We start from the raw sequence: 23035 nt of genomic DNA on the forward strand, positions 1-23035 counted from the left end.
GCAGCCGCATCAGTTTCCTCCCCGGACGAGTCCACCCGTGCAGGTGCACGTGCATTGGCGCGTGCTAACGAATCCAGTATGGACCATCCTCGGCACGGCTCTAGATCGACCTTTACCCTGCCGCCGGGATGCCATGACCGCCTCCATCCTGGAATGTCTTGCCCTCCGATACGAGCGTGCGACGCGGCTCGGATCATCGGCACACTTGCCGTGCGACACCGTGACCGGCGCATTCATGATCAAAACCCGTCACTCGAATAGGTGATCGACGATCTCTACCCCAGGGGTGACCAGCGAGTAGCAACCTGGCGCGACCCCCGGGAGAGCGTTTTCGGACCCTTCCGTGTGTGCGCCATATGAACAAATGGACATGCACCGCCCGACTGCTCGTGCGTACGCCCCGTGCCCCCGCACGGGGCAAATGACCACCTTGCCCCTACCCCGATCACGCCGGCCCACTCCTGTTCGGCGTCGATGAACCCCTTGGTGCGGTGACCGGCCGCCCGAGGGTTAGCCCGGCCGCACCCAGGGCACAACCACCACAGGCCGTATGCGCACGTCACGCCGGGGGCGACGAAGGCATCGACCCGCCGCTCGGCCCGAAGGGAAGCCCAGATGAGACTGAGTCACCGCCCGGACGGGCGCCACGACCCTGATGACAAGAGCACCGGCGGCACCCCGGCGACCGGCCTGGCCGCCGTCCCCGCCTCCTCCGAGGCCGCCGACGACGGGAAGGCGGCCGCCGGGAAGGCCGACGACCGGAAGACCGGCGCCGGGGAGCGGGAGACCGCTGACCGGGACGCGACCGCGGACGCGCGGCGGCGCGGCGGGGACGATTTCGATCTGGCCGCCGCGAGCACGACCGACGTGGGGCGCACCCCCGACCCGAGCGATCTCGGCGGTCTCGGGCCCGATGACGGGCCGGACCGGCCCTCGCAGCTACGGGCCAAGGGGCTGTGGGCCGCGCTGAAGCGGACGTTCAAGCAGTTCTCCGAGGACAACGTCTCCGACTGGGCGGCGGCGCTCACCTACTACGGCGTCCTGTCGATCTTCCCGGGCGCGCTGGTGATCGTGTCGCTGCTGGGCATGCTCGGGGAGACCGGGCAGCGCACCGTCACCGACGCGGTCACCCAGCTCACCCCCAACTCGCAGCTGCGCGACCTGGTCAACACCGTGCTCGACCAGGTGCAGGGCACCGGCGGGGCCGGGCTGGCAGCGATCGTCGGTCTGGTCGTCGCGTTCTGGTCGGCGTCCGGGTACATCGCCGCGTTCATGCGCGCCTCGAACGCCATCTACGACGTGCCGGAGGGCCGGCCGATCTGGAAGACCCTGCCGATCCGGGTCGGGGTGACCGCGGTCGTCGGGGTGATGCTCATCGCGTCGGCCGCGATCGTCGTGTTCACCGGCGACCTGGCCCGGGTGGTCGGCGAACGGATCGGGCTGGGCGGGGTGGCCGTGGGCACGTGGAACATCGCCAAGTGGCCGGTGCTGCTGGTGCTGGTCAGCCTGATGTTCGCGATCCTGTACTGGGCGTCGCCGAACGCCCGGACCGGTGGCTTCCGCTGGATCAGCCCGGGCGGCATCTTCGCGGTGCTGCTGTGGGTGGCCGCGTCGGCCGGGTTCGCCATCTACCTGGCCAACTTCGCCAACTACAACAAGACGTACGGGACCCTGGGTGGTGCCGTCGCCTTCCTGGTCTGGCTCTGGATCTCCAACATGGCGATCATGCTCGGCGCCGAACTCGACGCCGAGCTGGAACGGGGCCGCGCGATCGCCGCCGGCCACCCGGCCGACGAGGAGCCGTTCCTGGAGCTGCGGGACACCCGCAAGCTCAAGAAGGGCTCCGAGCACGGCCTGAGTCAGGGTTGACCCGGCCGGGCCGCCGGATGATCACTTGCAGAGCAGGGTGCTCATCCGGCGGCCCGAGACGGTCAGGCCGACGGCGAGCAGCGCCAGCAGGTAGAGCACGTCGACGACCTGCGTCCCGCCGACCGACCCGAGGCTGATGCCGCGGATCAGGTCGACCGAGCGGTAGAGCGGGGAGAGCTCGACCAGCCAGCGCAGCACCGCCGGGTACGCCTCGGCCGGGACGAACGTGCCGGAGAACAGGAACAGCGCGAACTGCCCGGCCGCGATCAGGTCGAAATCCTGCCAGCTGCGGATCAGCGTGGCCACGGTCATCCCGAGCGCGCCGAACGCGAAGCCGACGAGCACCGCGGCCGGGAACGCGGCCAGCGCCCGCAGCGGTGTCGTCAGATCCATCGCCACCATGATCACCAGGAAGGCCAGGGAGTAGACGCTGCCCCGGGCCATCGCCCAGATCAGCTCGCCCAGCCCGATCTCGAACGGCCGGATCGGCGTGGCCAGCACACCGTCGTACAGCCGCATGAATTTCATCTTGCCGAAGAAGTTGAAGGTGGTCTCGGAGAGCGCGCCGCTCATCGCCGACGCGGCCAGCATCGCCGGCGCGACGAACTCGGTGTAGCCCACCGACCGGCCACCGGGCAGCTCGATGTCGCCGATCAGGGCGCCCACCCCGACCCCGATCGAGAACAGGTAGAGCACCGGCTCCAGCAGGCCACCGGCCATCACCAGCCAATATGCCGGTTTGAGCGCGGTGACGTTGCGCTCGGTGACCCGCACCGACCGGCCCGCGCTGCCCTCGAACGACACCAGTTTCGGCAGGATCAGCGTCAGCACGTCGTCACTCCCATCGTCAGAACACCAGCCGGCGCTGGAACCGGCGACGCGCCAGGAACCAACCGGCGGCGCACCAGAGCAGCAGGTAGAGCACGTGCCACAGGCCGGCCGGGCCGAGCGCCCGGCCGAGCGTGGCGGCCCGGGTCAGGTCGACCCCGTGCCAGAGCGGCAACGCGTAGGCCAGCCAGCGCAGCGGCCCGGGCAGCGACTCGATCGGGAAGAAGACCCCGGAGAAGAGCGACATCGGCAGCACCGCGAAACGGAACATGATCGGCAGATAGCTGTCGCTGCTGATGCTCGCCGTATACGCCACCATGGGGGCGGCCACCGCCAGCCCGATCAGCACCGACAACGGCAGCACGGCCAGGGCCCAGAACGAGTGCAGGGCGCCGAACGTGGACGCGACCAGCAGGAACGCGGCGACGCTGATCAGGACCCGGAACATCATGAAGGCCAGATGCCCGCCGAGGATGTCACCCGGCCGCAGCGGCGCGGTGGCCTGGGCGAAGTAGACCTTCAGCCACTCGAAGCCGCTCAGCACCGGCCAGGACGCCTCACCGAGCGCGGTCTGCGCGGCGGTGGAGGCGATCAGGCCGGGCACGATCCAGTCCAGGTAGGCCGCGCCGTCGACGTCGGCCTGCACGTAACCGCCGACGCCCAGGCCGAAGCCGAGCATGGTGAGCAGCGGCAGGACCAGGGTGGACAGGGCACTCGCCCGCCAGGTGCGGCGGTAGTTGACGAGGTGGTACTCCAACACGTACGCCGAGGGGGTCATCAATCCACCAGCGTCCGGCCGGTGAGGTGCAGGAACACGTCCTCCAGGGAGGAGCGGCGGACCAGCGCGGAGGCCGGGCTCAGCGAGCGGCGCTGCACCTCGGCCAGCGCGTCGTCCCCGTCGGCGACGTAGAGCAGCACCCGGTCCGGCAGGACCTCGACGCGCTCGGCGATGCCGGCCAGCTTCTCCGCGAACGCGCCCTGATCCTCGGTGGCGAACCGGAGCTCGACCACCTCACGGGTGGAGTGCTGCTCGATCAGGGCGCGCGGGGAACCCTCGGCCACGATCCGGCCGCCGTCCATCACCACCAGGCGGTCGCAGAGCTGCTCGGCCTCGTCCATGTAGTGGGTGGTCAGCACCAGCGTCACGCCCTGCTGCTTGAGCCGGAACAGCCGCTCCCAGACCAGGTGCCGGGCCTGCGGGTCGAGGCCGGTGGTGGGCTCGTCGAGCAGCACCAGGTCGGGCTCGTTGACGAGCGCGCGGGCGATCGTGAGCCGCCGCTTCATGCCGCCCGAGAGCGGCTCGACCTTGCTGCCGGCCCGCTCGGTCAGCTGGACGAACTCCAGCAGCTCGTCGGCCCGGCGGCGGGCCGTGGCCCGGGAGATGCCGAAGAACCGGGCATAGGTCGTCAGGTTCTCCCGGACGGTCAGCTCGACGTCCAGGTTGTCGAGCTGCGGGCAGACACCGAGCCGGGCGCGGATGGCCGGGCCCTCCCGCCGGGGATCCATCCCGAGGATCCGCAGCACGCCGTCGGTCGGTGGGGAGACACAGCCGATCATCCGCATGGTGGAGCTCTTGCCGGCACCGTTGGGCCCCAGGAAGCCGAACGCCTCACCGGCCTGCACGTCGACGTCGATGCCGTCGACCGCGGTGAAGTCGCCGAACCGTTTGATCAATCCGCGGGCATGAATAAGAGCGGTCACGCCCCGACCCTACGGAGGGGGTGCGACAGAATTCTGCGCCTCGCCGACCAGATCGTCGGTCGCCTGGACCACGGCGGGCCAATCCGTCCAGGCGCCCGCGTCGTAGCGGACCGCCCAGCTCAACCCGTCCTGCCCGCTGACCCGGCGGCCGACCACCCGGACCGAGCCGTGGTCGAGCTCGTGATGCGTCGTGTAGGCCACCGAGCGGGTCACCCGGGTCCGCACCTGGTCGGGCAGCTCACCGGGCTCCAGCAGCAGGAACGTGCGGACCGGGCCGTCCACCAGCACGGTGTAGCCGTCCCGTTCCTCGTCGACCTCGGCCGGGGTGATCCGCAGCTCCCGCCCGGACCAGGCGACCTTGTGGATCTCGTGCCAGCCCAGCCGTTCCGCGGCCGCGGGCAGCCAGATGCCCCGGTTGGTCGCGACCAGGACGCCCTGCTCGCACCGGGACCAGGTGAGCACCCGCTCCTCGGCGTCGAGCGGCGGACGGTGCTCGGCCGGCAACGCGGGCCGGCGTCGGAAGAGCTTCACATGCCACCTGCCGCCTGGTCACGCAGGGCGCGGGCCTGCTGTTCGAGCGAGAAGAGCTCCCCGGCGAGCGCCAGATACTGATCCTTGTGGGTGACCGGGTTGAGCCGCTGCACCTTGGACTTGAGGTCGCGGATCCGGGTCGTCACCGCGGCCGCCTGCAGCCGGGCCAGGGTGACCTGAACGTAGCGCGGGTCGGCGGTGCCGTCGACCCGCAGCGGGTCCACCGCCAGCTCGCTGACCAGGCCCTGCGCGCCCAGGTCGGCGCAGGAGTCGCGGACCTTCTCGATCCAGACCACGCCGCCGGTCGCGGCCGACGCGCCACCGGCCTGGGCGACCGCCTCGCGCACGGCGGCCAGCACCGGGTCGGCGTAGTTCTCCGGACCCAGGGCGTCGAACATCGGGCCGGCCAGCCCCGGCTCCTGCAGGGCCAGTTTCAGGGCCTCACGCTCGACCAGACGCTGCGGGGAGTCGGCCTGGACGGGACGGCCGGGGGCTCGCTGCTCGGCCGCCTCGCCGCGCAACGCGTTGTTCACCGCCCGCTGCACCGGCTCCAGGTCCATGCCGAGATCGCCGGCCAGCTTCCGCGCGTACTCCGGGCGCTTCTCCCGGTCCTTGATCTTGGCGACCAGGGGGGCCGCCTTGCGCATCGCCTCGACCCGGCCCTCGACCGTGTCCAGGTCGAAGCGGGAGATGGTGTGCCGCAGCGCGAAGTCGACCAGCGGCTCGCGCCCGGCGATCATGTCCCGCACGGCCAGGTCGCCGCGGGCCAGCCGCAGGTCGCACGGGTCCATGTTGTCCGGGCTGACCGCGATGAAAGTACGCCCGACGAAGCGCTGATCCTCCTCGAACGCCCGCAGCGCGGCCTTCTGCCCGGCCGCGTCGCCGTCGAACGTGTAGATGATCTCGCCGGTGAAGCTGTCGCTGTCCATCAGCAGCCGCCGCAGCACGCCGATGTGGTCGATGCCGAACGACGTCCCGCACGTGGCCACCGCGGTCGGCTCGCCCGCCTCGTGACAGGCCATCACGTCGGTGTAGCCCTCGACGATCACCGCCCGGCCGCGCTTGGCGATCTCCCGCTTGGCGTGGTCGATGCCGTAGAGCACGTGCGACTTCTTGTAGATCGGCGTCTCGGGCGTGTTCAGGTACTTCGGGCCGTCGTCGTCGTCGAACAGCTTGCGCGCGCCGAAGCCGATCACGTCGCCGCTCAGATCCCGGATCGGCCACATCAGCCGGCGGCGGAACCGGTCGATCAGCGAGCCGGACCGGGCCGTCTTGGACAGGCCGGCGGTGATCAACTCGTCCTGGGTGAAGCCGATCAGGCGCAGGTGCTTGCTCAACGCGTCCCACGAGTCGGGGGCGAAACCGCACCCGTACTTCTCGGCGGCGTCCCGGCCGAAGCCGCGCCCGGCCAGGAACTCGCGGGCCTTGCGCGCACCCGGCGAGCCGAGCTGGTCACGGTAGAAGTCGACGGCCGAGGCGTGCGCGGCGATCAGCCGCTGACGCTGCCCGGTCTGCGGCCGCGGACCGGATTGCTGGGGGCCGTCGGTGTCGTACCGAAGCTGGATGCCGGCCTTGCCGGCCAGCCGTTCGAGCGCCTCGACGAACGACAGGTGCTCGGCGTCCATCAGGAACTTGATGGCGTCGCCACCCTGGCCGCACCCGAAGCAGAAATACACGCCCCGGGCCGGTGAGACGTTGAACGACGGGGATTTCTCGTCGTGGAAGGGACACAGCCCCTTCAAGTTGCCGCCCCCGGCCGAGCGCAGCGTCACGGTCTCGCTGATCACATCGGCAATCGAGGTGCGGTCGCGGACCAGTGCGATGTCCTCGTCCTTCACCCTGCCCGCCACGGCATACATCCTGCCTCGCCCGGCGCCGGAACCGCCAGCAGGGTCCGGGCGCGGCGTCAGGTGAGGTCGCGGTGCCAGGCCACGGCCGTGTGATCGGTGAGCGACGCCACCTGATCGATGATCACCCGCAGGGCTTCGGCGTCACCCGAGGCGGCCTCGTGCTGCGGCCGGAAGAGAGGATCCAACCTTTCCGGCGTACGGACGAGCGCGGCCACCAACTCGGCGACGATCGTGCGCTGCTGCTCGTACCACTGCTCGGCCGACCGGGTGCGCATCACGTACCGGAACGCCATGCCCTTGAGCAGCGCGCACTGGTTGCGCACGGTGCGCGGGACGACCAGGTCGGCGTCGTAGCGGCGCATCGGGTCGGTCCCGTACTGGCTGTGGGTCGCGCCGACCGCGGACGAGACGAACCGCCCGGTCAGCACGCTGGTCATCCGTTTGAGGGTGATCTGCGCGTCGTAGGACCCGTCGTACTCCCCGACCGCGGCCACCGCCGGATCGGCCAGCAGGTGTTCGAGCGCCTCCCCGAGCTGGTCGGGGCTCTCGTCGGAGTAGGTGGCGGCCACGTCCGCGCAGAGCTCGGCCCGCTCGGCCGGGTCGCGCAGCAGCGGGCCGAGCGCCAGGTAGCCACCGTGCACGCCGTCCTCGACGTCGTGCACCGAGTACGCCACGTCGTCGGCCCAGTCCATCACCTGCGCCTCCAGGCAGCGCCGGTCGTCGGTGCGGCCGTCGCGCAGCCAGGTGAAGACCGGCTCGTCGTCGGCGTAGACGCCGAACTTGCGGGTGCCCGGGCGGCGGAACCACGGGTACTTGGAGCAGGCGTCGAGGGAGGCGCGGGTCAGGTTGAGGCCGGCCCCGGGGACCTTGGCCTCCAGCCGGGTGAGCACCCGCAGGGTCTGCGCGTTGCCCTCGAAGCCCCCGCAGGACTCGGCGGCCAGGTCGAGCGCGGCCTCGCCGTTGTGCCCGAACGGCGGGTGACCGATGTCGTGGGCCAGCCCGGCGACGTCCACCACGTCCGGGTCGCAGCCCAGGCGCGCGCCCATCTCGCGGGAGATCTGCGCGACCTCCAGGGAGTGGGTCAGTCTCGTACGCAAAAAATCGTCGGACCCGGCGGTGTGCACCTGCGTCTTGGCCGCCAGCCGCCGGAAGCCGGCCGAGTGCAGCACGCGGGCACGGTCCCGCTGGTAGGGGGTGCGTCCGTAGCCGCTGTCCTTGGCGGGCTCGGAGACCCAGCGCTGGGCGTCGGCGGCCGTCATAAGATCAACCCTACGTCCCTCAGCCGGTTTTCCATGTTGCCGATGGGTATAGCCGTGGAGTCCGTTTCCCGGCGCCGAGGCGTCACGATCGTGGGTCGTCTCGTCGTCATGGGGGCGGCCGGACTCCTGTCGGTCGGCCTGGTGACCGGGTTCGCGGTGCGCAACGCCTCGGACCAGACCGCCGCCAACGAGGAGATCGCCAAGGTCAGCGAGGCGATGAGCGACCAGTGGAACGCCGACATGATGCACGACGCGCTGCGGGCCGACGTGATGTCGGCGATGTACGCGACCACCGCGGAGATGCGCACGACGTTCGCGGTCGACGAGGTCGCCGACCACGGGCAGACGATGCTGCAGATGTACGACGACGCCGCTGCCAACGCGCCGGCGAGCCTCGTCGCCGACTACGCGTCGATCCGGCCGTCGGTGGTCACCTACACCGAGGCGGCCCAGGACATGGTGGCCGGCGCGGCCACCGCGCACGCGGCGACGGCCAAACGTCTGCCCGACTTCCTCGCGGTCTACTCGGACCTGGAGGAGAAGCTCGGCTCGCTCGACGAGCGGATGTACGCCGAGGTCAAGGCCGCCGCCGTCCAGGGCGCCGAGACGTCCCGGTCGAGCAACCGGTTCATCGTGATCGCCGCGCTGGTGGCCGCTCTGATCACGGCGGCCGCCTGCGCCCTGACCGTCCGCGCGGTGCGCCGCCCGCTGCGCGGGATGCTCGACGCGTTACGGGCCCTGGCCAAGCGCGACCTGACCGTCCGCGCCCCGGTGGTCAACCGGGACGAGCTGGGCGCGATGGCGACCGCCCTGAACGAGGCGACGACCGTGCTGCAGGGCACCGTCTCGGCGACCGCCGAACGGGTCACCGTGCTCACCGCGGCCAGCGCCGAGCTGCAGTCGCTGGCCGGCACGCTGGACCAGTCCGCCGAGGCGACGTCGTCGCAGGCCCGCAGCGCGGACGCGTCGGCCGGCAACGTCTCCGACTCGGTGAACGACATGATGACCGCGACCGAGGAGCTGTCGGCGTCGATCCGGGAGATCGCCAAGCAGGCGATGTCGGCCGCGACCACCACGAACGAGGCCACCACCAGCGCGAACCGGACCGCCGAGGCGGTCGCCAAGCTCAGCGAGGCGAGCCGCGAGGTCGGCGACATCGTGCAGATGATCACCAACATCGCCGAGCAGACGAACCTGCTGGCGCTGAACGCGAGCATCGAGGCGGCCCGGGCCGGGCAGGCCGGCAAGGGCTTCGCGGTGGTCGCCACCGAGGTCAAGGACCTGGCCCAGGAGACCGCGCAGGCGACCGCCGACATCACCGCCAAGATCCTGGCGATCCAGGAGATGACCGGGGGCACGGCGGCCGCGATCGAGGCGATCTCGGCGGTCATCACCCGGATCGACGCCGGGCAGCGGACCATCGCGGCCGCGGTCGAGGAGCAGTCGGCGACCACCGATCAGCTGGCCCGCAACGTCGGGGCGGTGTCGGCGGCGGCGTCCGAGATCAGCGGGACGGTGTCACACATCAGCACATCGAGCGCGGACACGGCCGAGGGCGCGAACACCACCCGGCACTCGGCCGAACTGGTCAGCGGCGCGGCCGACGAACTCCGCGCCCTGATCGGCGAGTTCCGCTATTAGCTAGCTCTTGCGGGCGGCGAGAACACAGAACTCGTTGCCCTCGGGGTCGGCCAGCAGCACCCACGGCACGTCACCCTGCCCGATGTCGACCGGCCGCGCCCCCATCCCGACCAGCCGCTCCACCTCGGCCTCCTGATCGTCCGGCCGCAGGTCGAGGTGCAGCCGGTTCTTGACCCGCTTCACGTCGGTGTTCTCGCCGAAGAGCAGTCCGGGCAGCTCGTCGGGGCGGCGGCGGATCTCCACGTAGTGCCCGTCGCGGTCGTCACCCTCCTCGACGATCTCGTAGCCGAGCGCTTCGCCCCACCACCGCGCCAGCCGGGCCGGGTCCTGCGAGTCCACCACGATCTGCTCCCAACGACTGGGCATATGACCTCCCGACGATCGACGCGTGACGATCAGGTTACGCGACTCCGACGGGTGACCCAGGCCACTCGGCGGACGCGTCGTGCGACGACCGCCCGCGCCGGCTGCCCCAGGATGACTTTCCGTGATTACGGGCGCCGGCGCCGAATCCGGACCTCTGGACCATGACGCACACCGGGTGCGACCTGTCGCCTCTGTGTCACCGCAGGATGGCCCACGGTGGCGGGAACGGCGCTGTGGCCGTACGTCATAAGCAATTGGCACGTCGAGGAGAGAAGTTGCCCGGCGTCGATCACTGTCTACAGGAGGCCATGACGATTCCTGGCGCTGTCGGGGCCAGCATCGTCGACTACACCACGGGTTTTCCGGTCGCCACGACCGGAGCCGCTCCCAATGCGGACCACGAGGCCGCGGCCTCCGGCACCGCCGAAGTGGTCCAGGCCGCGAACAGCCGGTCGCTGTTCGTCTCGGCGATCCCACACGACCTGCTCGAAGACCTGATCATCACGACCGCCGGGGGTTACCACCTTCTGCGTGTCCTACGGACCGAGTTCGACAGCCGCCTGGTGCTCTACGTCTGGCTGGACCGGGTTCGCGGCAACCTCGCCGTGGCCCGCCGCAAGATGCAGCGCCTCGCCGAAGAGTTAGTCGCGACCTGACCAACGACGTCACCCTTCCCCGCGCACGCGGGGGTGATCCAGCACACGCCCGTGAGGAGTAACGGTGGCCGCCACGAAGACCGCCGCGCCCGGCGATCTGCTCTCGCAGATCGCCGGTGAACGGCAGACCGGAGCGCTGGTGGTGGGTGGCCATCCCGGCGGCGCGGTCTACGTCTTCGAGGGCCGGGTCATCTACGCCGAGTCGCCGGCCGCGCCCGGGGTGGGTGAACTGCTCACCTCGTCCGGGCGGCTGGCCGGGCGCACCTGGCAGAACGCCCTGGACCTGGGCACCTCCACGGCCCGGGTGGGCCGGCTGCTGGTCGAGCAGGGCCACCTGACCCAGGGTGAGCTGGAGCTGTGCGTGCTCGGGGCGACCTACGACGCGGCGTACTTCGCGCTGGCCACGGCGTCCGCGTCGCTCGACTTCCTGCCGGCGGCGACGCACTGGCTGGGGCCGGTCGTGCACATCGACACGGTCGCGGTGCTGCGCGAGGTGCGGCGCCGGGTCACGCTCCTGGACGACATCTTCCCGAACCCGCGGATCGACACGCACCCGGTGACCCCGGTGGCGCGCCCGCCGCGGGAGCGGGTGACGGTCACCGCGCTGCAGTGGGAGCTGCTGATCCACGCGGACGGCCAGCGCACCCCGGCCGACCTGGCGCTGCTGCTGGGCCGGGCCGGTTACGCGACCATCCAGGAGCTGCGGCGACTCGCGGCCCTGGGCCTCATCGAGCTGCCCGAGGTCCGGTCGCCGGAGGGCCCGGATTTCGTCCGGCTCCCCCAGCATCGCGCCGAGGCCGCCCCGGTGGTCCGGCCGGCGCCGCCGCCGCCACCGGTCGAGGAGCCACCGGCCGTGCCGGTGATCAGCGGGCCGCCGCCGTCGCTGCCACCGCCGGCTCCGCCACCACCCGGCGAGAGCAACACCGGGCCGAACCGGTTGCCCCGGCTGGCCCGCCGAAAGCCCGGCGCCAAGCTGCCGAAGGAGCTTGCCACCGAGAACCCGCCGGTGCATCAGGGCACCGACGAAGTCCTGTTGAAGCGCATACGCACCGCACTCAGGGCACTGCGGTGACGCGCGCACCCCCCGATCGAGGAGAAGGAGCGTCCGAGGATGCAGGTGGACCCGGCGGTACTCGACGAGCTCGGCCGCCTGCGGAGCAGGGTGCCCGAGTTGTCCGGCAGCGTGCTCGCCACCGCCGACGGGATGGTCGTCGCGCACGACTCGCACGGCATCGAACCGGACACCCTGGCCGCTCTCGCCGCCGCCCATCTGGCGCTGGCCCGCCGCTTCGCGCACGCGGTCAACCACGGCGAGCTGCGGGAGTCGGTCGTCGAGTGCGACGGCGGCTACATCACCTCGTACACCGCCGGTCCGAACGCGCTGCTCACGGTGGTCACCTCGGGCGACGCGAACCTCGCCATGGTGCACCTGGAAGCCCGGCGGTGCGTGCGCCGGATCGTCAAGCTCCTGGCCCTGGAGACCGTTGCGCAACGGCAACAGCTGCGGCCGGAGATCCCACAACAGACCGGGCCGTCGACGGTCCCGCTGGCCCGGCGGACCCCGATGGCCACCCTGCCCAACGTCTCGCAGCGCCGCCGGACGGCGACGAACTGACCGGCAGCGCACCACCGCGGCATCCCGCCGCACCCATCCGGCGTCACCGTCGTTCCCGGCGGGCCGCCATCCCACCACAACGGAGGAATCAATCCCATGCCCGACATGGAAACCGCTCTGAAGGAAGTTATGGAGATCGACGGCTGCATCGGCGTCGCTCTCGTCGACCACACCAGCGGCATGGCCCTGGGCACGCTGGGCGGCGGCAAGGACCTCGACCTGACGGTCGCCGCGGCCGGCAACACCGACGTGGTCCGGGCCAAGCTGCGGGCGATGGAGATGCTCAACCTCTCCGAGAAGATCGAGGACATCCTCATCACCCTGGACACGCAGTACCACATGATCCGCCCGCTCACGAGCCGGGCCGGCAAGGGGCTGTTCCTCTATGTGGCGCTGCGCCGGGACCGGGCGAACCTGGCCATGTCCCGGCACCAGCTGCGCCGCATCGAGAACGACCTCGACATCTAGAACCCGTGTGAGCCGTGATCACCACCCCTTGGCGGGGAGGGTCCGCACCGCCCTCCCCGCCCACGATCACGGTCAACTTCAAGATCTTCATTGCCTCGGTCCGCCGGGGTACAGACCGTCGCTCCCGCGGGGACCCTTCCGACCCTCGCAGGGCGCTGGCGCGCCCAGGACGCGAGGCCCGGAAGGGCGACGTGGTCGGGTGGTTGCGGTCAGAGCAGCAAACCGGACGGCGGCGCGACGCCGGACACATCGGGGCCCTGGCCGGACGGGGTGGGGGCTAGCATTCACGCCATGTCGGCCCGGGAGATCGTCGAACGCGTCCGGGCCGGAGGGCTCGGCCACGAGGCCGCGCTGGACCTGCTGACCGGCGCGCCGGCCGCGGAGACCGACGCGGCTCTGGCCGCCGCGCTGAACGCCGAGTTCGACCGGCTGTTCACCCACGGCTGGCAGCCGGTGGAGCTGCACCGGGCCATCGCGCGACGCGGCGACCCGATCCAGGGGCGGCTGGTGGCCGAGGCCGCGGCCGCGTTCCTGATCGGGCGGGAGCCGGTCGACGACGGGTGGCGGGCTCAGGCCGTACAGCTGAAATCGCCCGACGGACGCCGGCCGGACCGGATCGCCGTACTCGATGCGTCTCTTGATCTTCTGTCGGAGTTGCGGCGCCTCCCGGCCATCGAGATCCTGATCCCACCGCCCGGGACACCGGCGACGACCGTGCATCATCACGCCGACCGGCGGGTCCTCGACCGGGTGCGCGCGCTGCTGGCCAAGGCCGAGGCGACCGACTTCCCGGCCGAGGCCGAGGCGTTCAGCGCGAAGGCGCAGGAGCTGATCACGCGGTACCGGATCGAGGAGGTCACCGCGCCCGCGGTCGACGTCGTCCCGTTCGCGCGGCGGATCGGCGTCGACCATCCGTACGAGAACGAGAAGGCCAGCCTGCTCGACGCCGTCTCCAAGGCCAACGCCTGCCGCACGGTCTGGTCCCCCGAGCTGGGCTTCAGCACGATCTTCGGCTTCGACACCGACATCGACGCGGTCGAGCTGCTCTACACGTCCCTGCTGGTCCAGGCCAACAAGGCGATGACCAGGGACGAGCCGGCCAAGGGGAAGGCCCGGGTGAAGGCGTTCCGGCGCTCGTTCCTGGTCGCCTACGCCATCCGGATCGGCGAGCGCCTGCGCGAGGTCGCCGAGCGCGAGTTCGCCGGCCGCGGCGACCTGCTGCCGGTCCTGCGCAGCCGCGACATCCAGGTCCAGACGGCCATGGAGAAGGTGTTCCCGCGCACGGTGCGGTCCCGCGCCAGCCGCGTCGACAGCCTGGAAGGCTGGGATTCCGGCCGCGCCGCCGCCGATGAGGCCAGACTTTCCTGAGGTTGATACGGTCGGCGCCGCATCACCATCTTTACCAGCGCGAACGTCAGGAGCCGGCATGGGACTCTGGGACAAACTCAAGGGTGAGCTGGTCGACATCATCGAGTGGCTGGACGACAGCCGCGACACGATCGTCTGGCGCTTCCCCCGGTACGAGAACGAGATCAAGATGGGCGCCAAGCTCGTCGTGCGCGAGTCGCAGGTCGCCGTCTTCGTCAACGAGGGCCGGATCGCGGACGTCTTCCCGCCCGGCACCCACACGCTGACCACCCAGAACCTGCCGATCCTGTCGACCCTCAAGGGCTGGAAGTACGGCTTCGAGTCGCCCTGGAAGGCCGAGGTGTACTTCGTCAACACCCGGCAGTTCACCGACATGAAGTGGGGCACGCAGAACCCGGTCATGATGCGGGACGCCGAGTTCGGCGTGGTCCGGCTCCGGGCGTTCGGCGCGTTCGCGATGCGGGTCGTCGACCCCGGCAAGCTGCTCACCGAGCTGGTCGGCACCGACCCGCAGTTCCGCACCGAGGAGGTCCAGGAGTACCTGCGCCAGCTGGTCGTCAGCCACCTGGGCAGCGCCCTGGCCACCTCCGGCGTCCCGGCCCTGGATCTGGCGGCCAAGCAGCAGAGCATCGGGCAGACGCTGTCCGCGGTGCTCACCGACGAGCTGGCCCCGTCCGGGATCGCGATCCCCCGCTTCATCATCGAGAACATCTCGCTGCCGCCCGAGGTCGAGCAGGCCATGGACAAGCGCACCTCGATGGGCGTGGTCGGCAACCTGGACGCGTACACGAAGTTCCAGACCGCGAACGCGATCGAGGACGCCGCCAAGAACCCGGGCGGGGCCGGCGAGGCGTTCGGCATCGGCATCGGCATGGCCGCCGGGCAGCGCGCCACCCAGGCGATGAACACACCCCCGGCCGCGGCCCCGCCGACCGGCCCGCCGCCGCTGCCCGCGGCCGACTGGTTCGCCGCGCTCGGCGGCACCCAGCAGGGCCCGTTCGACCTGGCCACCCTGGCCGGGCACGCCTCGGCGGGCGCGCTGACCCGGCAGACCCTGGTCTGGCGCAACGGCATGGCCGCGTGGACCCCGGCCGGCCAGGTGCCGGACCTGGGCAGTGTCTTCGCCGCGGTCCCGCCGCCGCTGCCCCCACAGCAGGCCTGACGTGTCACAGCAGCAGACCCAGACGCAGTACCCGTGCTCCGGCTGCGGGGCCAACCTGGAGTTCGCCCCCGGCACGACCGTGCTCAAATGCCCGTACTGCGGGACCGAGACCCCGGTCGGGCCGGCCGAACGGGCCATCCGCGAGCACTCCTGGGCGCAGTTCGCCGGGCTCCCCCGCAAGCCGATCTCGGCGCTGGCCCCGCACGTCTTCACCTGCCAGGGCTGCGGGGCGATCACCCAGAGCGACAAGATCTCCGACCGCTGCCAGTTCTGCGGGGCGGCCCTGGTCGCCGACATCACCCCGGGCGACCAGGTTCTGCCCGAGGCGGTGCTGCCGTTCGCGGTGGACCGGGCGGCACTGCGGGAGGCGCTGCGGCAGTGGGCGTCGTCGCGCTGGTTCGCGCCGAACAGCCTGAAGCGGGTCACCGAGGCCGAGTCGTCCCACAGCTCGTACCTGCCGCACTGGACGTACGACTCGAACACGGTCTCGCACTACTCGGGTGAGCGCGGCGAGCACTACTGGGTGACCGAGACGTACACCGAGGACGGCCAGACCAAGACGCGTCAGGTCCAGAAGACGCGGTGGTACCCGGCGTCCGGCGTGGTGTCCCGCACCTTCGACGACGTGCTGGTCACCGGCACCAGCCGGGTCATGCCCAAGCACCTGGAGAAGCTCGAACCGTGGCCGCTGCCCGAGGCCGAGCCGTACCGGCCGGACTACCTGGCCGGGCACGAGACGCTGCGCTACGACATCGAGCCGGAGAGCGGGCTGGAGAACGCGAAGTCGGTCATGGCCGGCGTCATCCGCGACGACTGCGAACGCGACATCGGCGGCGACGAGCAGCGGGTCCACTCCGTCGACACCGAGTACCACGACACGACGTTCAAGCTGATGCTGCTGCCGGTGTGGATCGCGTGCTACCTGCACGCCGGCCGCACCTACAACGTCCTGGTCAACGGCCGCTCGGCCGAGGTCGCGGGCGAACGCCCCTACAGCAAGGCCAAGATCGCCCTGGCCGTGATCGCGGCGGTGCTACTGATCGCCGCGATCGTCGTGGCGGTCCAACTCAACCGCCATTAACTACCCGCCGGACTCGTCGGTCTCGGCTCCCTCGGGGACGGTGTCGTCGTCGCGGGAGTCGAGCCAGCCGTGCGGCAGCGAGACCTTGCCCGGCGCGTTGATCCGGCCGCGCGGCTGACCCAGCGACTCGACCGGGAACGGGATCGCCGGGTCCAGCTTCTCCAGCAGGTCGTCCAGCTCGGCCAGCGAGGAGATCATCGCCAGGCTGCGGCGCAGGTCACCGCCGACCGGGAAACCCTTCAGGTACCAGGCGACGTGCTTGCGGAAGTCGGCGCAGCCGTGCCGCTCGTCTTCGAGGGCCTCGACCAGCAGCTGGGCGTGCCGGGACATGATCTTCGCGACCTCGCCCAGGGCGGGCAGCACCGGCTGGTAGCCGGCGCCCTGGGTGAACGCGGCCTCCAGGTCGGCGAAGAGCCACGGGCGGCCCAGGCAACCCCGGCCGACGACCACGCCGTCGACACCGGTGTGCGCGACCATCCGCAACGCGTCCGAGCCCTCCCAGATGTCGCCGTTGCCGAGCACCGGCACGTCCAGGGCCTGCTTCAGGGTGGCGATCGCGTCCCAGTCGGCCTGGCCCGAATACCGCTGCTCGGCGGTGCGCGCGTGCAACGCCACGGCGGCGACCCCGGCGTCCTGCGCGGTCAGGCCGGCTTCGACGTACGTCAAATGGTCTTCATCGATGCCTTTGCGCATCTTGATGGTGAGGGGGATGCCGAACTCGGCGGCGGCGTCGACGGCCTGCTTCACGATCCGGCCGAACAGCTTGCGCCGCCACGGCAGGGCCGAACCGCCGCCGCGCCGGGTCACCTTCGGCACCGGACACCCGAAGTTCAGGTCGACGTGATCGGCGAGATTGTCCTGACCGACCATGCGGACCGCCCGCGCGGTCACATCCGGGTCCACGCCGTAGAGCTGCAGGCTGCGGAAACCCTCGTCCTCGGCGAACGTGACCATCTTCAGCGTCTTGGGGATCCGCTCGACCAGCGCCCGAGTGGTGATCATCTCGCAGACGTAGACGCCGCCGCCCTGCTCCCGGCAGAGCCGCCGGAACGCCACATTGGTGATCCCGGCCATCGGGGCGAGCACGACGGGCGGATTGACGGCGTGGTTGCCGAGCATGAGTGGTGCGGTCACGCGCTCTAGGGTGACACGCCCAGCCCGGCAACCTCGAATCGCCCGCTCGTTACTGCTGGCCGCCTCGCTCGATCAGCGTGTCCAGCATCCCGATCATCCGCTGGGACGTATCCGTCAGGCCACGCATATCAAGCCTGAGCCACGCGATTTCCGTCTCTTGGTTCTTGAGCATCGAGGTGTGCCGCTCAAGGATCTCCGTGTGGCGCCCGAGGGTGGCCGCTTGCTTCGTAAGCGCCGCGGTGTGCTCGGATTGAGTCTCCCTGATCGCCTTGATGAGGCTGTCCTGAGCCGCCACCTTGATACCGGTGTCGGACAAATCCTTATCTTGACCAGCTCGGAGCTCCTGCTGTTCGGCCACGAGTTCCTCCAGGCGAGTCAAGCGCTCTTCGACGGTGGGCATAGGTGCCTCCAGGGGTGAAGGGTAGCCGGTCGGCCGACCGACGAGGGGGTGTTCACACTCCGGAGAACTATAGGCGCGGGACAACTTGCCGGGCGTCACCTGAACGAGTGCATGATCCGCTCTCATCTGACAGAGTCGACAACGTGACCGAGGAAATGAGTCCGCGCAGGCTGGTGGCGGTTTTCGCCTCGCCCACGGCGGAGATGCTGGCCCGGTTCGGTGTCGAGCTGGGCTTCCACGTCGTGGTCGTCGAACCCGACCCGGCGCGGCTGGTGGGAACGCCCCGCCCGCACGGCGATCGGGCGGTCAGCGACCTCTGGGCGGCCGAGGCCGACGACCACACCGACATCCTGCTCACCGACCATCACCGTCCCGAGATCGGCACGCTGCTGCGCGAGGCCCTGGCCGGGAAGTCCCGGTGGATCGGCATCGTCGGGAATCCGCGCCACGAGGGTCCGCACGTCGCCGCGCTGCGTGAGCTGGGCGTGCCGGCGGAGGAGATCGCCCGGGTGCACCGCCCGGTCGGCCTGAACATCGGCAGCCGCACCCCGGCCGAGATCGCGGTGGCGGTCCTGGCCGGCCTGGTCGCCGACCGCAACGGCCGTCCCGGCGGCTTCGACTTCTAGAGCGCCGACGAGCAGGCCCGGGCGGCGGCCCTGGCCGGGCGGGCCCGGCTGGGGTCAGGGCAGGCGGCTGGCGACCACTTCGACGAAGTTGCGGATGCCGCTCTGGGCCCAGACCTCCTCGGCCGTGTCGTTGCTGGTCCAGCCCTGGATCCGGACGTCGTTCTCCAGGTAGTCCGGGTAGTCGGCCTCCACCTCGGCCGCTATCCCGTTCTTGAGGACGGCCCAGGTGTAGCTACCGAGGGAGTGGGTCGAGCACGCGTCGAGCTCGAACCGGCTCACCAGGTCGGCCGGGCACTTGTACTTCTCCGCGTCGACGGCCGAGCCGAGGACGTTCTCCTCGAAGTTCGACTTGGCCGCCTCGGGTGTGCCGGCGGCGCGGATGACGACCGAGACCCGGGTGCCCAGGTCGTCCTTGTTCGCGCTCTCCGGGAAGTACACGGTGGCCTGGCAGGTGGCATCCTTCACCGACACCTTCTGCCCGAAACCCTGCACCGAACTGTTGCTGAAGGTCGGGCTGGCCGACTTGAGCTCGACCTTGGTGGCGGACGGGAAGACCGCCCGGACCGCGTCCTCAGGCATCAGCCCGCAGGCGTTCGGCCACCGGTCCAGCGGCAGCAGCCCGCTGCTGTCCGGTTTCGCCGCGACCTTGACCGGTTTACCGGGAGTGGCCTGACCGATCGGCAGGTACCGGTATTCCTTCTCCCCGCACCCGGCGGCCACGGCCAGGACCAGCGTCATCGCGAAAATAGATCCCCGTCGCACCATGGCCGCCCATCTTAGGCGGCCATGGCGCACGGGTCAGAATCCGCTCAGGGGACGCTGATGTTGAACGTGATCCGGTTGTCGCCCTCGGTCAGGCCCCACAGCCGCGGCGCCGAGCCGTTGTAGGACGGCTGGTAGGACAGGTTCTCCAGCCCGCCGTTGACCTGCGCCTGCTGGTGCGGCGCCTGGTCGGGCACGGCCTTGTGGACGCATGTCCCGCTGCCGCCGGCACAGGTGCCGGAGAGGAACCAGTTCGTGCCGTCGCTGGCCACCCCCTGCATGTGCCAGATCGGCGAGACGAAGGCCTCGTCCGCGTGCACCTTGCCGTCGGCGCTGAGCAGCGGCAACGCGGTGGCCGCGCTCATCGGCCAGCGGATCGCGCGCCCGCCGGCGGCGTCGGTCCCCACGTATTCGGCCGAGACCATCGAGTCGCGGTTGCTGCCCCGGCGGTCGAGGCTTATCGCGTTGAGGCAGGGCCGGACGCCGGTGATCGACGAGCACCCGACGTAGCCGTCGGTCGGCGTGTACTCCGGGTAGTACTCGCCGATCTCCGGCAGCACGTACCGGTGCCAGCGGCCGCTGGGCGCCTTCGACCCGTCGGCGCCGAAGCCGACCTCCTCCTCGGAGCGGGTCATGGCCCAGAGGTGGCGCAGGTTGAACGCGTGCAGCCGGCCGCCGTCGGCGACCAGCAGCGTGTTGCCGTACCAGACGACGCCGTCGGCGTGGTTCCAGTCGAAGGTCCGGAAGTTGTCGACCCCGCCGGTGGCGTCCGGGACGACCAGCAGCACGTCGCGGAACTTGAGCTTGGCCGTGCTGGTGTAGTCGACGAATGTGAGGCGGGAGAACGCGTTGCTGTCCTGCGGGCCGTGCCAGCTGGCCACGGCGATCTTCCGGTTCTCCCAGAGCAGGTTGGGCTGGGCGTCCCACGAGCCGGTGATGCCCTGCGGGCGCCAGGTCGAGGCCCAGTCGTCGTCCTCGGTGTCCCAGCAGAAGCCGACCGGGTTCAGCGTCGACACGATGCCGCTGGTGTGGCACAGGCCCCAGGTCGGGGTGAAGTCCTGTGTCCCGTCGAGGGCGGCGCTCAGCGACGCCGCCGGGGTGACCTTGCCACTGGCCTCGATCCGGCTGACGATGTCGCCGTAGCGCTGGAAGCTGTCGGCCGGGTCGAGCACGAACGCCGACGCGTCGATGTGCGCGAACGTCGCCGCGGCCTCGGCCCGGCCGGGGCCGATGGCCACCGCGGTGAGGCCGAGGAGCAGCGAGGCGGCCACGGTCAGGAGACGCCGGGCCCTCACTTGAGGTACCCCACGATCGGGGCGTGGTCGGAGTTCCCGTCCGGGGTCGGCGAGGTCAGCGTGTCCTGGTAGCCGGTGGTCAGCACGTCGCACGCGGTGAAGCCGGCGCTGGCGAAGACGTAGTCGATCTTCCCGGGGTCGGTGCCCCCGATCGTCGGCTCCCGGACGGTGTCCCCGGTGGTGTACGCCTTCTCGTCGCACTCGTCGTACTTGTCGTGCAGCGTCTTGAGGTAGGTGCTCCACTGCCGGGTGTTGAAGTCGCCGCCGAGCACCACCTGGGGCGCGTCGGCCGGCCGGTCGAAGACGAACGTGCCCAGGGTCGCCACCTCGTCGGCGTACGCGGTCGCCCCGATGTCGCTGTTCACCAGGTGGGTGGTGCAGACCTCGGTGGTCCAGCCGGACACCTTGGCGCAGAGTACGGTCGGCGAGCTGATCCCGGTCGCCGACGAGCGGGCCTGGTGCGGGACGGGCAGCGGCCGGCGGGTGATCTGGCTGATCTTCCCGTGGACGGCGATGGCAACCCCGAGCGTTCCGGCCAGACCCCCGCGGCAGTCGGAACGCCCGTCCGGGCGCTGCATCTCGGCCCAGGCGGTGGTCCACTCGTCGCCGAGCCGGGACTGGAGGCGGTCGAGCAGGCTGGTGTTGCCGGCCGCCTGGTTCAGTGCGAGGGGCCCGGAGCAGACCTCCTGCAGCATCACGACGTTGAGCTGCTGACTCGTCACGAGGTTGACGACCGCGTCGACCTTACGGTCGGGCTCGTTCCGGTTCGGGCAGTAGGACGACGAGCCGAAGGCGCCACCGGCCTCGCCGCAGATGTTCCAGCTGGCCACCCGGATCGATGGCTCGGCCGCCGCGGCGGTCGCTTCGGATGTGGACGGCGCCGGCCGGGCCAGGAGGAACACCCCGGCCACGGTCAGGGCCGCCAGCACCGGCGACAAAATTCGATTGATGTTCATAAATCGGCAAGCATAGCGACGCCGGGCGTCCCACAGGGGGGTGCCCGGCGTCACGGAACGCGGATCAGCAGCCCGGAAGGCGCTTGATCAGGTAGTCCTCGATCTGGTCGAGCGACACCCGCTCCTGCTTCATGGTGTCGCGGTCCCGGACGGTCACCGCGTTGTCGGTGAGCGTGTCGAAGTCGACGGTGACGCAGAACGGCGTGCCGATCTCGTCCTGCCGCCGGTAGCGACGCCCGATCGCCTGCGAGTCGTCGAACTCGACGATCCAGCGCTTGCGCAGGTTGGCCGAGAGCTCACGCGCCTTGGGCGACAGCTCCGGGTTGCGCGACAGCGGCAGCACCGCGACCTTGACCGGCGCCAGGCGCGGGTCGAACCGCATGACCGTGCGCTTGTCGACGCCGCCCTTGGTGTTCGGCGCCTCGTCCTCGTCGTAGGCCTCGAGGAGGAACGCGAGGACCGCGCGGGTGAGGCCGGCGGCCGGCTCGATCACGTACGGCGTCCAGCGCTCCTGCTTCTCCTGGTCGAAGTACGACAGGTCGACCCCGGAGTGCTTGGAGTGCGTGGACAGGTCGAAGTCGGTGCGGTTGGCGATGCCTTCGAGCTCGGCGAACTCACTGCCACCGAACTGGAACCGGTACTCGATGTCGACGGTCCGCTTCGAGTAGTGCGACAGCTTCTCCTTCGGGTGCTCGAAGAAGCGCAGGTTGCTCTCCGAGAGGCCCAGGCCGCGGTACCAATCCCAGCGCTGCTGCAGCCAGTACTCGTGCCACTGCTCGTCCTCGCCGGGCGCGACGAAGAACTCCATCTCCATCTGCTCGAACTCACGAGTACGGAAGATGAAGTTGCCCGGCGTGATCTCGTTCCGGAAGCTCTTGCCGACCTGCGCGATGCCGAACGGCGGCTTCTTGCGGGCCGCGGTCGCCACGTTCAGGTAGTTCACGAAGATGCCCTGGGCGGTCTCCGGGCGCAGGTAGTGCATGCCCTCGGTGCTCTCGGTCGGCCCGAGGTAGGTCTTCATCAGGCCGTTGAACATCTTCGGCTCGGTGAAGGTGCCCTTGTTACCGCAGTTCGGGCAGTTCAGCTCCTGCAGCGAGGTCGGCAGCGAGCCGTGCTTGGCCTCGTACGCCTCTTCCAGGTGGTCGGCCCGGTACCGCTTGTGGCAGGACTGGCACTCGGTCAGCGGGTCGACGAACGCGTCGAGGTGACCGGAGGCGGCCCACACGTCCTTGCTCAGGATCACGGCCGAGTCCAGGCCGACGATGTCGTCGCGCTGCTGGACCATGGTCCGCCACCACTGCCGGCGGACGTTCTCCTTCAGCTCGACGCCGAGCGGACCGTAGTCCCAGGCGGAGCGGGTTCCCCCGTAGATCTCGCTGGAGGGGAAGACGAAACCCCGGCGCTTGGCAAGGCTGACAACGGAATCGATGCGGTCGGCAGGCATGAGTCTCCTACGCCGGCTGGGTG

23 protein-coding genes are annotated in these 23035 nt (G+C 70.5%); 10 read left to right on the forward strand and 13 right to left on the reverse strand.

Features of this window, described 5'->3' with window-relative positions:
• Window positions 1-615: 615 nt before the first annotated feature.
• On the forward strand, window positions 616-1869 hold the full coding sequence (locus ACSHV8_RS34125) for a YihY/virulence factor BrkB family protein (protein ID WP_436522583.1): 1254 nt from the start codon (window positions 616-618) through the stop codon (window positions 1867-1869).
• 21 nt (window positions 1870-1890) lie between these two features.
• Here the strand turns inward: ACSHV8_RS34125 and ACSHV8_RS34130 are convergent, their stop codons facing one another.
• The 6 genes from ACSHV8_RS34130 to ACSHV8_RS34155 are packed head-to-tail and all read right to left on the reverse strand — an operon-like array spanning window position 1891 to window position 8038.
• Entirely contained in the window at window positions 1891-2700 is an 810-nt protein-coding gene (locus ACSHV8_RS34130) for an ABC transporter permease (RefSeq protein ID WP_436522585.1), read from the reverse strand.
• Window positions 2701-2716: 16 nt separating this feature from the next.
• The gene (locus ACSHV8_RS34135) at window positions 2717-3475 is read right to left on the reverse strand and encodes an ABC transporter permease (protein WP_436522587.1); all 759 of its coding nucleotides are present in this window, start codon (window positions 3473-3475) and stop codon (window positions 2717-2719) included.
• On the reverse strand, window positions 3475-4398 hold the full coding sequence (locus ACSHV8_RS34140; RefSeq protein ID WP_436522589.1) for an ABC transporter ATP-binding protein: 924 nt from the start codon (window positions 4396-4398) through the stop codon (window positions 3475-3477). Before ACSHV8_RS34140 ends, ACSHV8_RS34135 begins: the two co-directional genes overlap by 1 nt.
• Before the next feature lie 9 nt (window positions 4399-4407).
• Window positions 4408-4929: a hypothetical protein gene (locus tag ACSHV8_RS34145; RefSeq protein ID WP_436522591.1), complete on the reverse strand. Its 522-nt coding sequence runs from the start codon at window positions 4927-4929 to the stop codon at window positions 4408-4410.
• A complete protein-coding gene (gene dnaG, locus ACSHV8_RS34150; RefSeq protein WP_436522593.1) occupies window positions 4926-6788 on the reverse strand; it encodes a DNA primase in 1863 nt (620 codons plus the stop codon). Before dnaG ends, ACSHV8_RS34145 begins: the two co-directional genes overlap by 4 nt.
• Window positions 6789-6835: 47 nt before the next feature.
• Window positions 6836-8038, reverse strand: coding sequence for a deoxyguanosinetriphosphate triphosphohydrolase (locus ACSHV8_RS34155; protein WP_436522595.1), 1203 nt, complete (start codon window positions 8036-8038; stop codon window positions 6836-6838).
• A gap of 42 nt (window positions 8039-8080) precedes the next feature.
• Between ACSHV8_RS34155 and ACSHV8_RS34160 the strand changes: the two genes are divergently transcribed.
• Window positions 8081-9679, forward strand: coding sequence for a methyl-accepting chemotaxis protein (locus ACSHV8_RS34160; protein ID WP_436522597.1), 1599 nt, complete (start codon window positions 8081-8083; stop codon window positions 9677-9679).
• On the opposite strand, the gene ACSHV8_RS34165 is transcribed toward ACSHV8_RS34160, so the two are convergent.
• Window positions 9680-10045 carry a VOC family protein gene (locus ACSHV8_RS34165; RefSeq protein ID WP_436522599.1) on the reverse strand — a complete coding sequence of 122 codons (366 nt, stop codon included), beginning with the start codon at window positions 10043-10045 and terminating at the stop codon, window positions 9680-9682. It lies immediately after the preceding gene.
• Between the two features lie 275 nt (window positions 10046-10320).
• On the opposite strand from ACSHV8_RS34165, the gene ACSHV8_RS34170 reads away from it, so the two are divergent.
• The 7 genes from ACSHV8_RS34170 to ACSHV8_RS34200 all read left to right on the forward strand — a co-directional run bounded on the left by ACSHV8_RS34170 (window position 10321) and on the right by ACSHV8_RS34200 (window position 16395).
• Window positions 10321-10701, forward strand: a complete 381-nt coding sequence (locus ACSHV8_RS34170; protein ID WP_436522601.1) for a hypothetical protein — start codon at window positions 10321-10323, stop codon at window positions 10699-10701.
• A 64-nt stretch (window positions 10702-10765) separates the two neighbouring features.
• The gene (locus ACSHV8_RS34175; RefSeq protein WP_436522603.1) at window positions 10766-11773 is read left to right on the forward strand and encodes a DUF4388 domain-containing protein; all 1008 of its coding nucleotides are present in this window, start codon (window positions 10766-10768) and stop codon (window positions 11771-11773) included.
• 39 nt (window positions 11774-11812) lie between these two features.
• The gene (locus ACSHV8_RS34180) at window positions 11813-12316 is read left to right on the forward strand and encodes a roadblock/LC7 domain-containing protein (protein WP_436522605.1); all 504 of its coding nucleotides are present in this window, start codon (window positions 11813-11815) and stop codon (window positions 12314-12316) included.
• 96 nt (window positions 12317-12412) lie between these two features.
• The gene (locus ACSHV8_RS34185) at window positions 12413-12784 is read left to right on the forward strand and encodes a hypothetical protein (protein WP_436522607.1); all 372 of its coding nucleotides are present in this window, start codon (window positions 12413-12415) and stop codon (window positions 12782-12784) included.
• 291 nt (window positions 12785-13075) lie between these two features.
• Window positions 13076-14152 carry a DUF2786 domain-containing protein gene (locus tag ACSHV8_RS34190; protein ID WP_436522609.1) on the forward strand — a complete coding sequence of 359 codons (1077 nt, stop codon included), beginning with the start codon at window positions 13076-13078 and terminating at the stop codon, window positions 14150-14152.
• Window positions 14153-14210: 58 nt separating this feature from the next.
• Entirely contained in the window at window positions 14211-15314 is a 1104-nt protein-coding gene (locus ACSHV8_RS34195; RefSeq protein WP_436522611.1) for an SPFH domain-containing protein, read from the forward strand.
• 1 nt (window position 15315) lies between these two features.
• A complete protein-coding gene (locus ACSHV8_RS34200) occupies window positions 15316-16395 on the forward strand; it encodes a hypothetical protein (protein WP_436522613.1) in 1080 nt (359 codons plus the stop codon).
• On the opposite strand, the gene dusB is transcribed toward ACSHV8_RS34200, so the two are convergent.
• Both dusB and ACSHV8_RS34210 read right to left on the reverse strand, forming a co-directional pair.
• A complete protein-coding gene (gene dusB / locus ACSHV8_RS34205) occupies window positions 16396-17514 on the reverse strand; it encodes a tRNA dihydrouridine synthase DusB (RefSeq protein ID WP_436537028.1) in 1119 nt (372 codons plus the stop codon).
• A 64-nt stretch (window positions 17515-17578) separates the two neighbouring features.
• A complete protein-coding gene (locus tag ACSHV8_RS34210; RefSeq protein WP_436522615.1) occupies window positions 17579-17929 on the reverse strand; it encodes a hypothetical protein in 351 nt (116 codons plus the stop codon).
• A gap of 143 nt (window positions 17930-18072) precedes the next feature.
• On the opposite strand from ACSHV8_RS34210, the gene ACSHV8_RS34215 reads away from it, so the two are divergent.
• Complete coding sequence (locus tag ACSHV8_RS34215; protein WP_436522617.1) at window positions 18073-18555, forward strand: XdhC family protein; 483 nt, start codon at window positions 18073-18075, stop codon at window positions 18553-18555.
• Between the two features lie 54 nt (window positions 18556-18609).
• Here the strand turns inward: ACSHV8_RS34215 and ACSHV8_RS34220 are convergent, their stop codons facing one another.
• The 4 genes from ACSHV8_RS34220 to ACSHV8_RS34235 all read right to left on the reverse strand — a co-directional run bounded on the left by ACSHV8_RS34220 (window position 18610) and on the right by ACSHV8_RS34235 (window position 23012).
• Window positions 18610-19293 (reverse strand): hypothetical protein, encoded by a 684-nt coding sequence (locus tag ACSHV8_RS34220; protein WP_436522619.1) that lies wholly within the window; start codon window positions 19291-19293, stop codon window positions 18610-18612.
• Window positions 19294-19364: 71 nt separating this feature from the next.
• Complete coding sequence (locus tag ACSHV8_RS34225) at window positions 19365-20612, reverse strand: hypothetical protein (protein WP_436522621.1); 1248 nt, start codon at window positions 20610-20612, stop codon at window positions 19365-19367.
• Complete coding sequence (locus tag ACSHV8_RS34230; RefSeq protein ID WP_436522623.1) at window positions 20609-21568, reverse strand: endonuclease/exonuclease/phosphatase family protein; 960 nt, start codon at window positions 21566-21568, stop codon at window positions 20609-20611. Before ACSHV8_RS34230 ends, ACSHV8_RS34225 begins: the two co-directional genes overlap by 4 nt.
• A gap of 64 nt (window positions 21569-21632) precedes the next feature.
• A complete protein-coding gene (locus tag ACSHV8_RS34235) occupies window positions 21633-23012 on the reverse strand; it encodes a glycine--tRNA ligase (protein ID WP_436522625.1) in 1380 nt (459 codons plus the stop codon).
• Between the last annotated feature and the right edge of the window lie 23 nt (window positions 23013-23035).

The sequence above is a fragment of the Actinoplanes sp. HUAS TT8 genome (assembly GCF_051380535.1).
Taxonomy (GTDB): Bacteria; Actinomycetota; Actinomycetes; order Mycobacteriales; family Micromonosporaceae; genus Actinoplanes.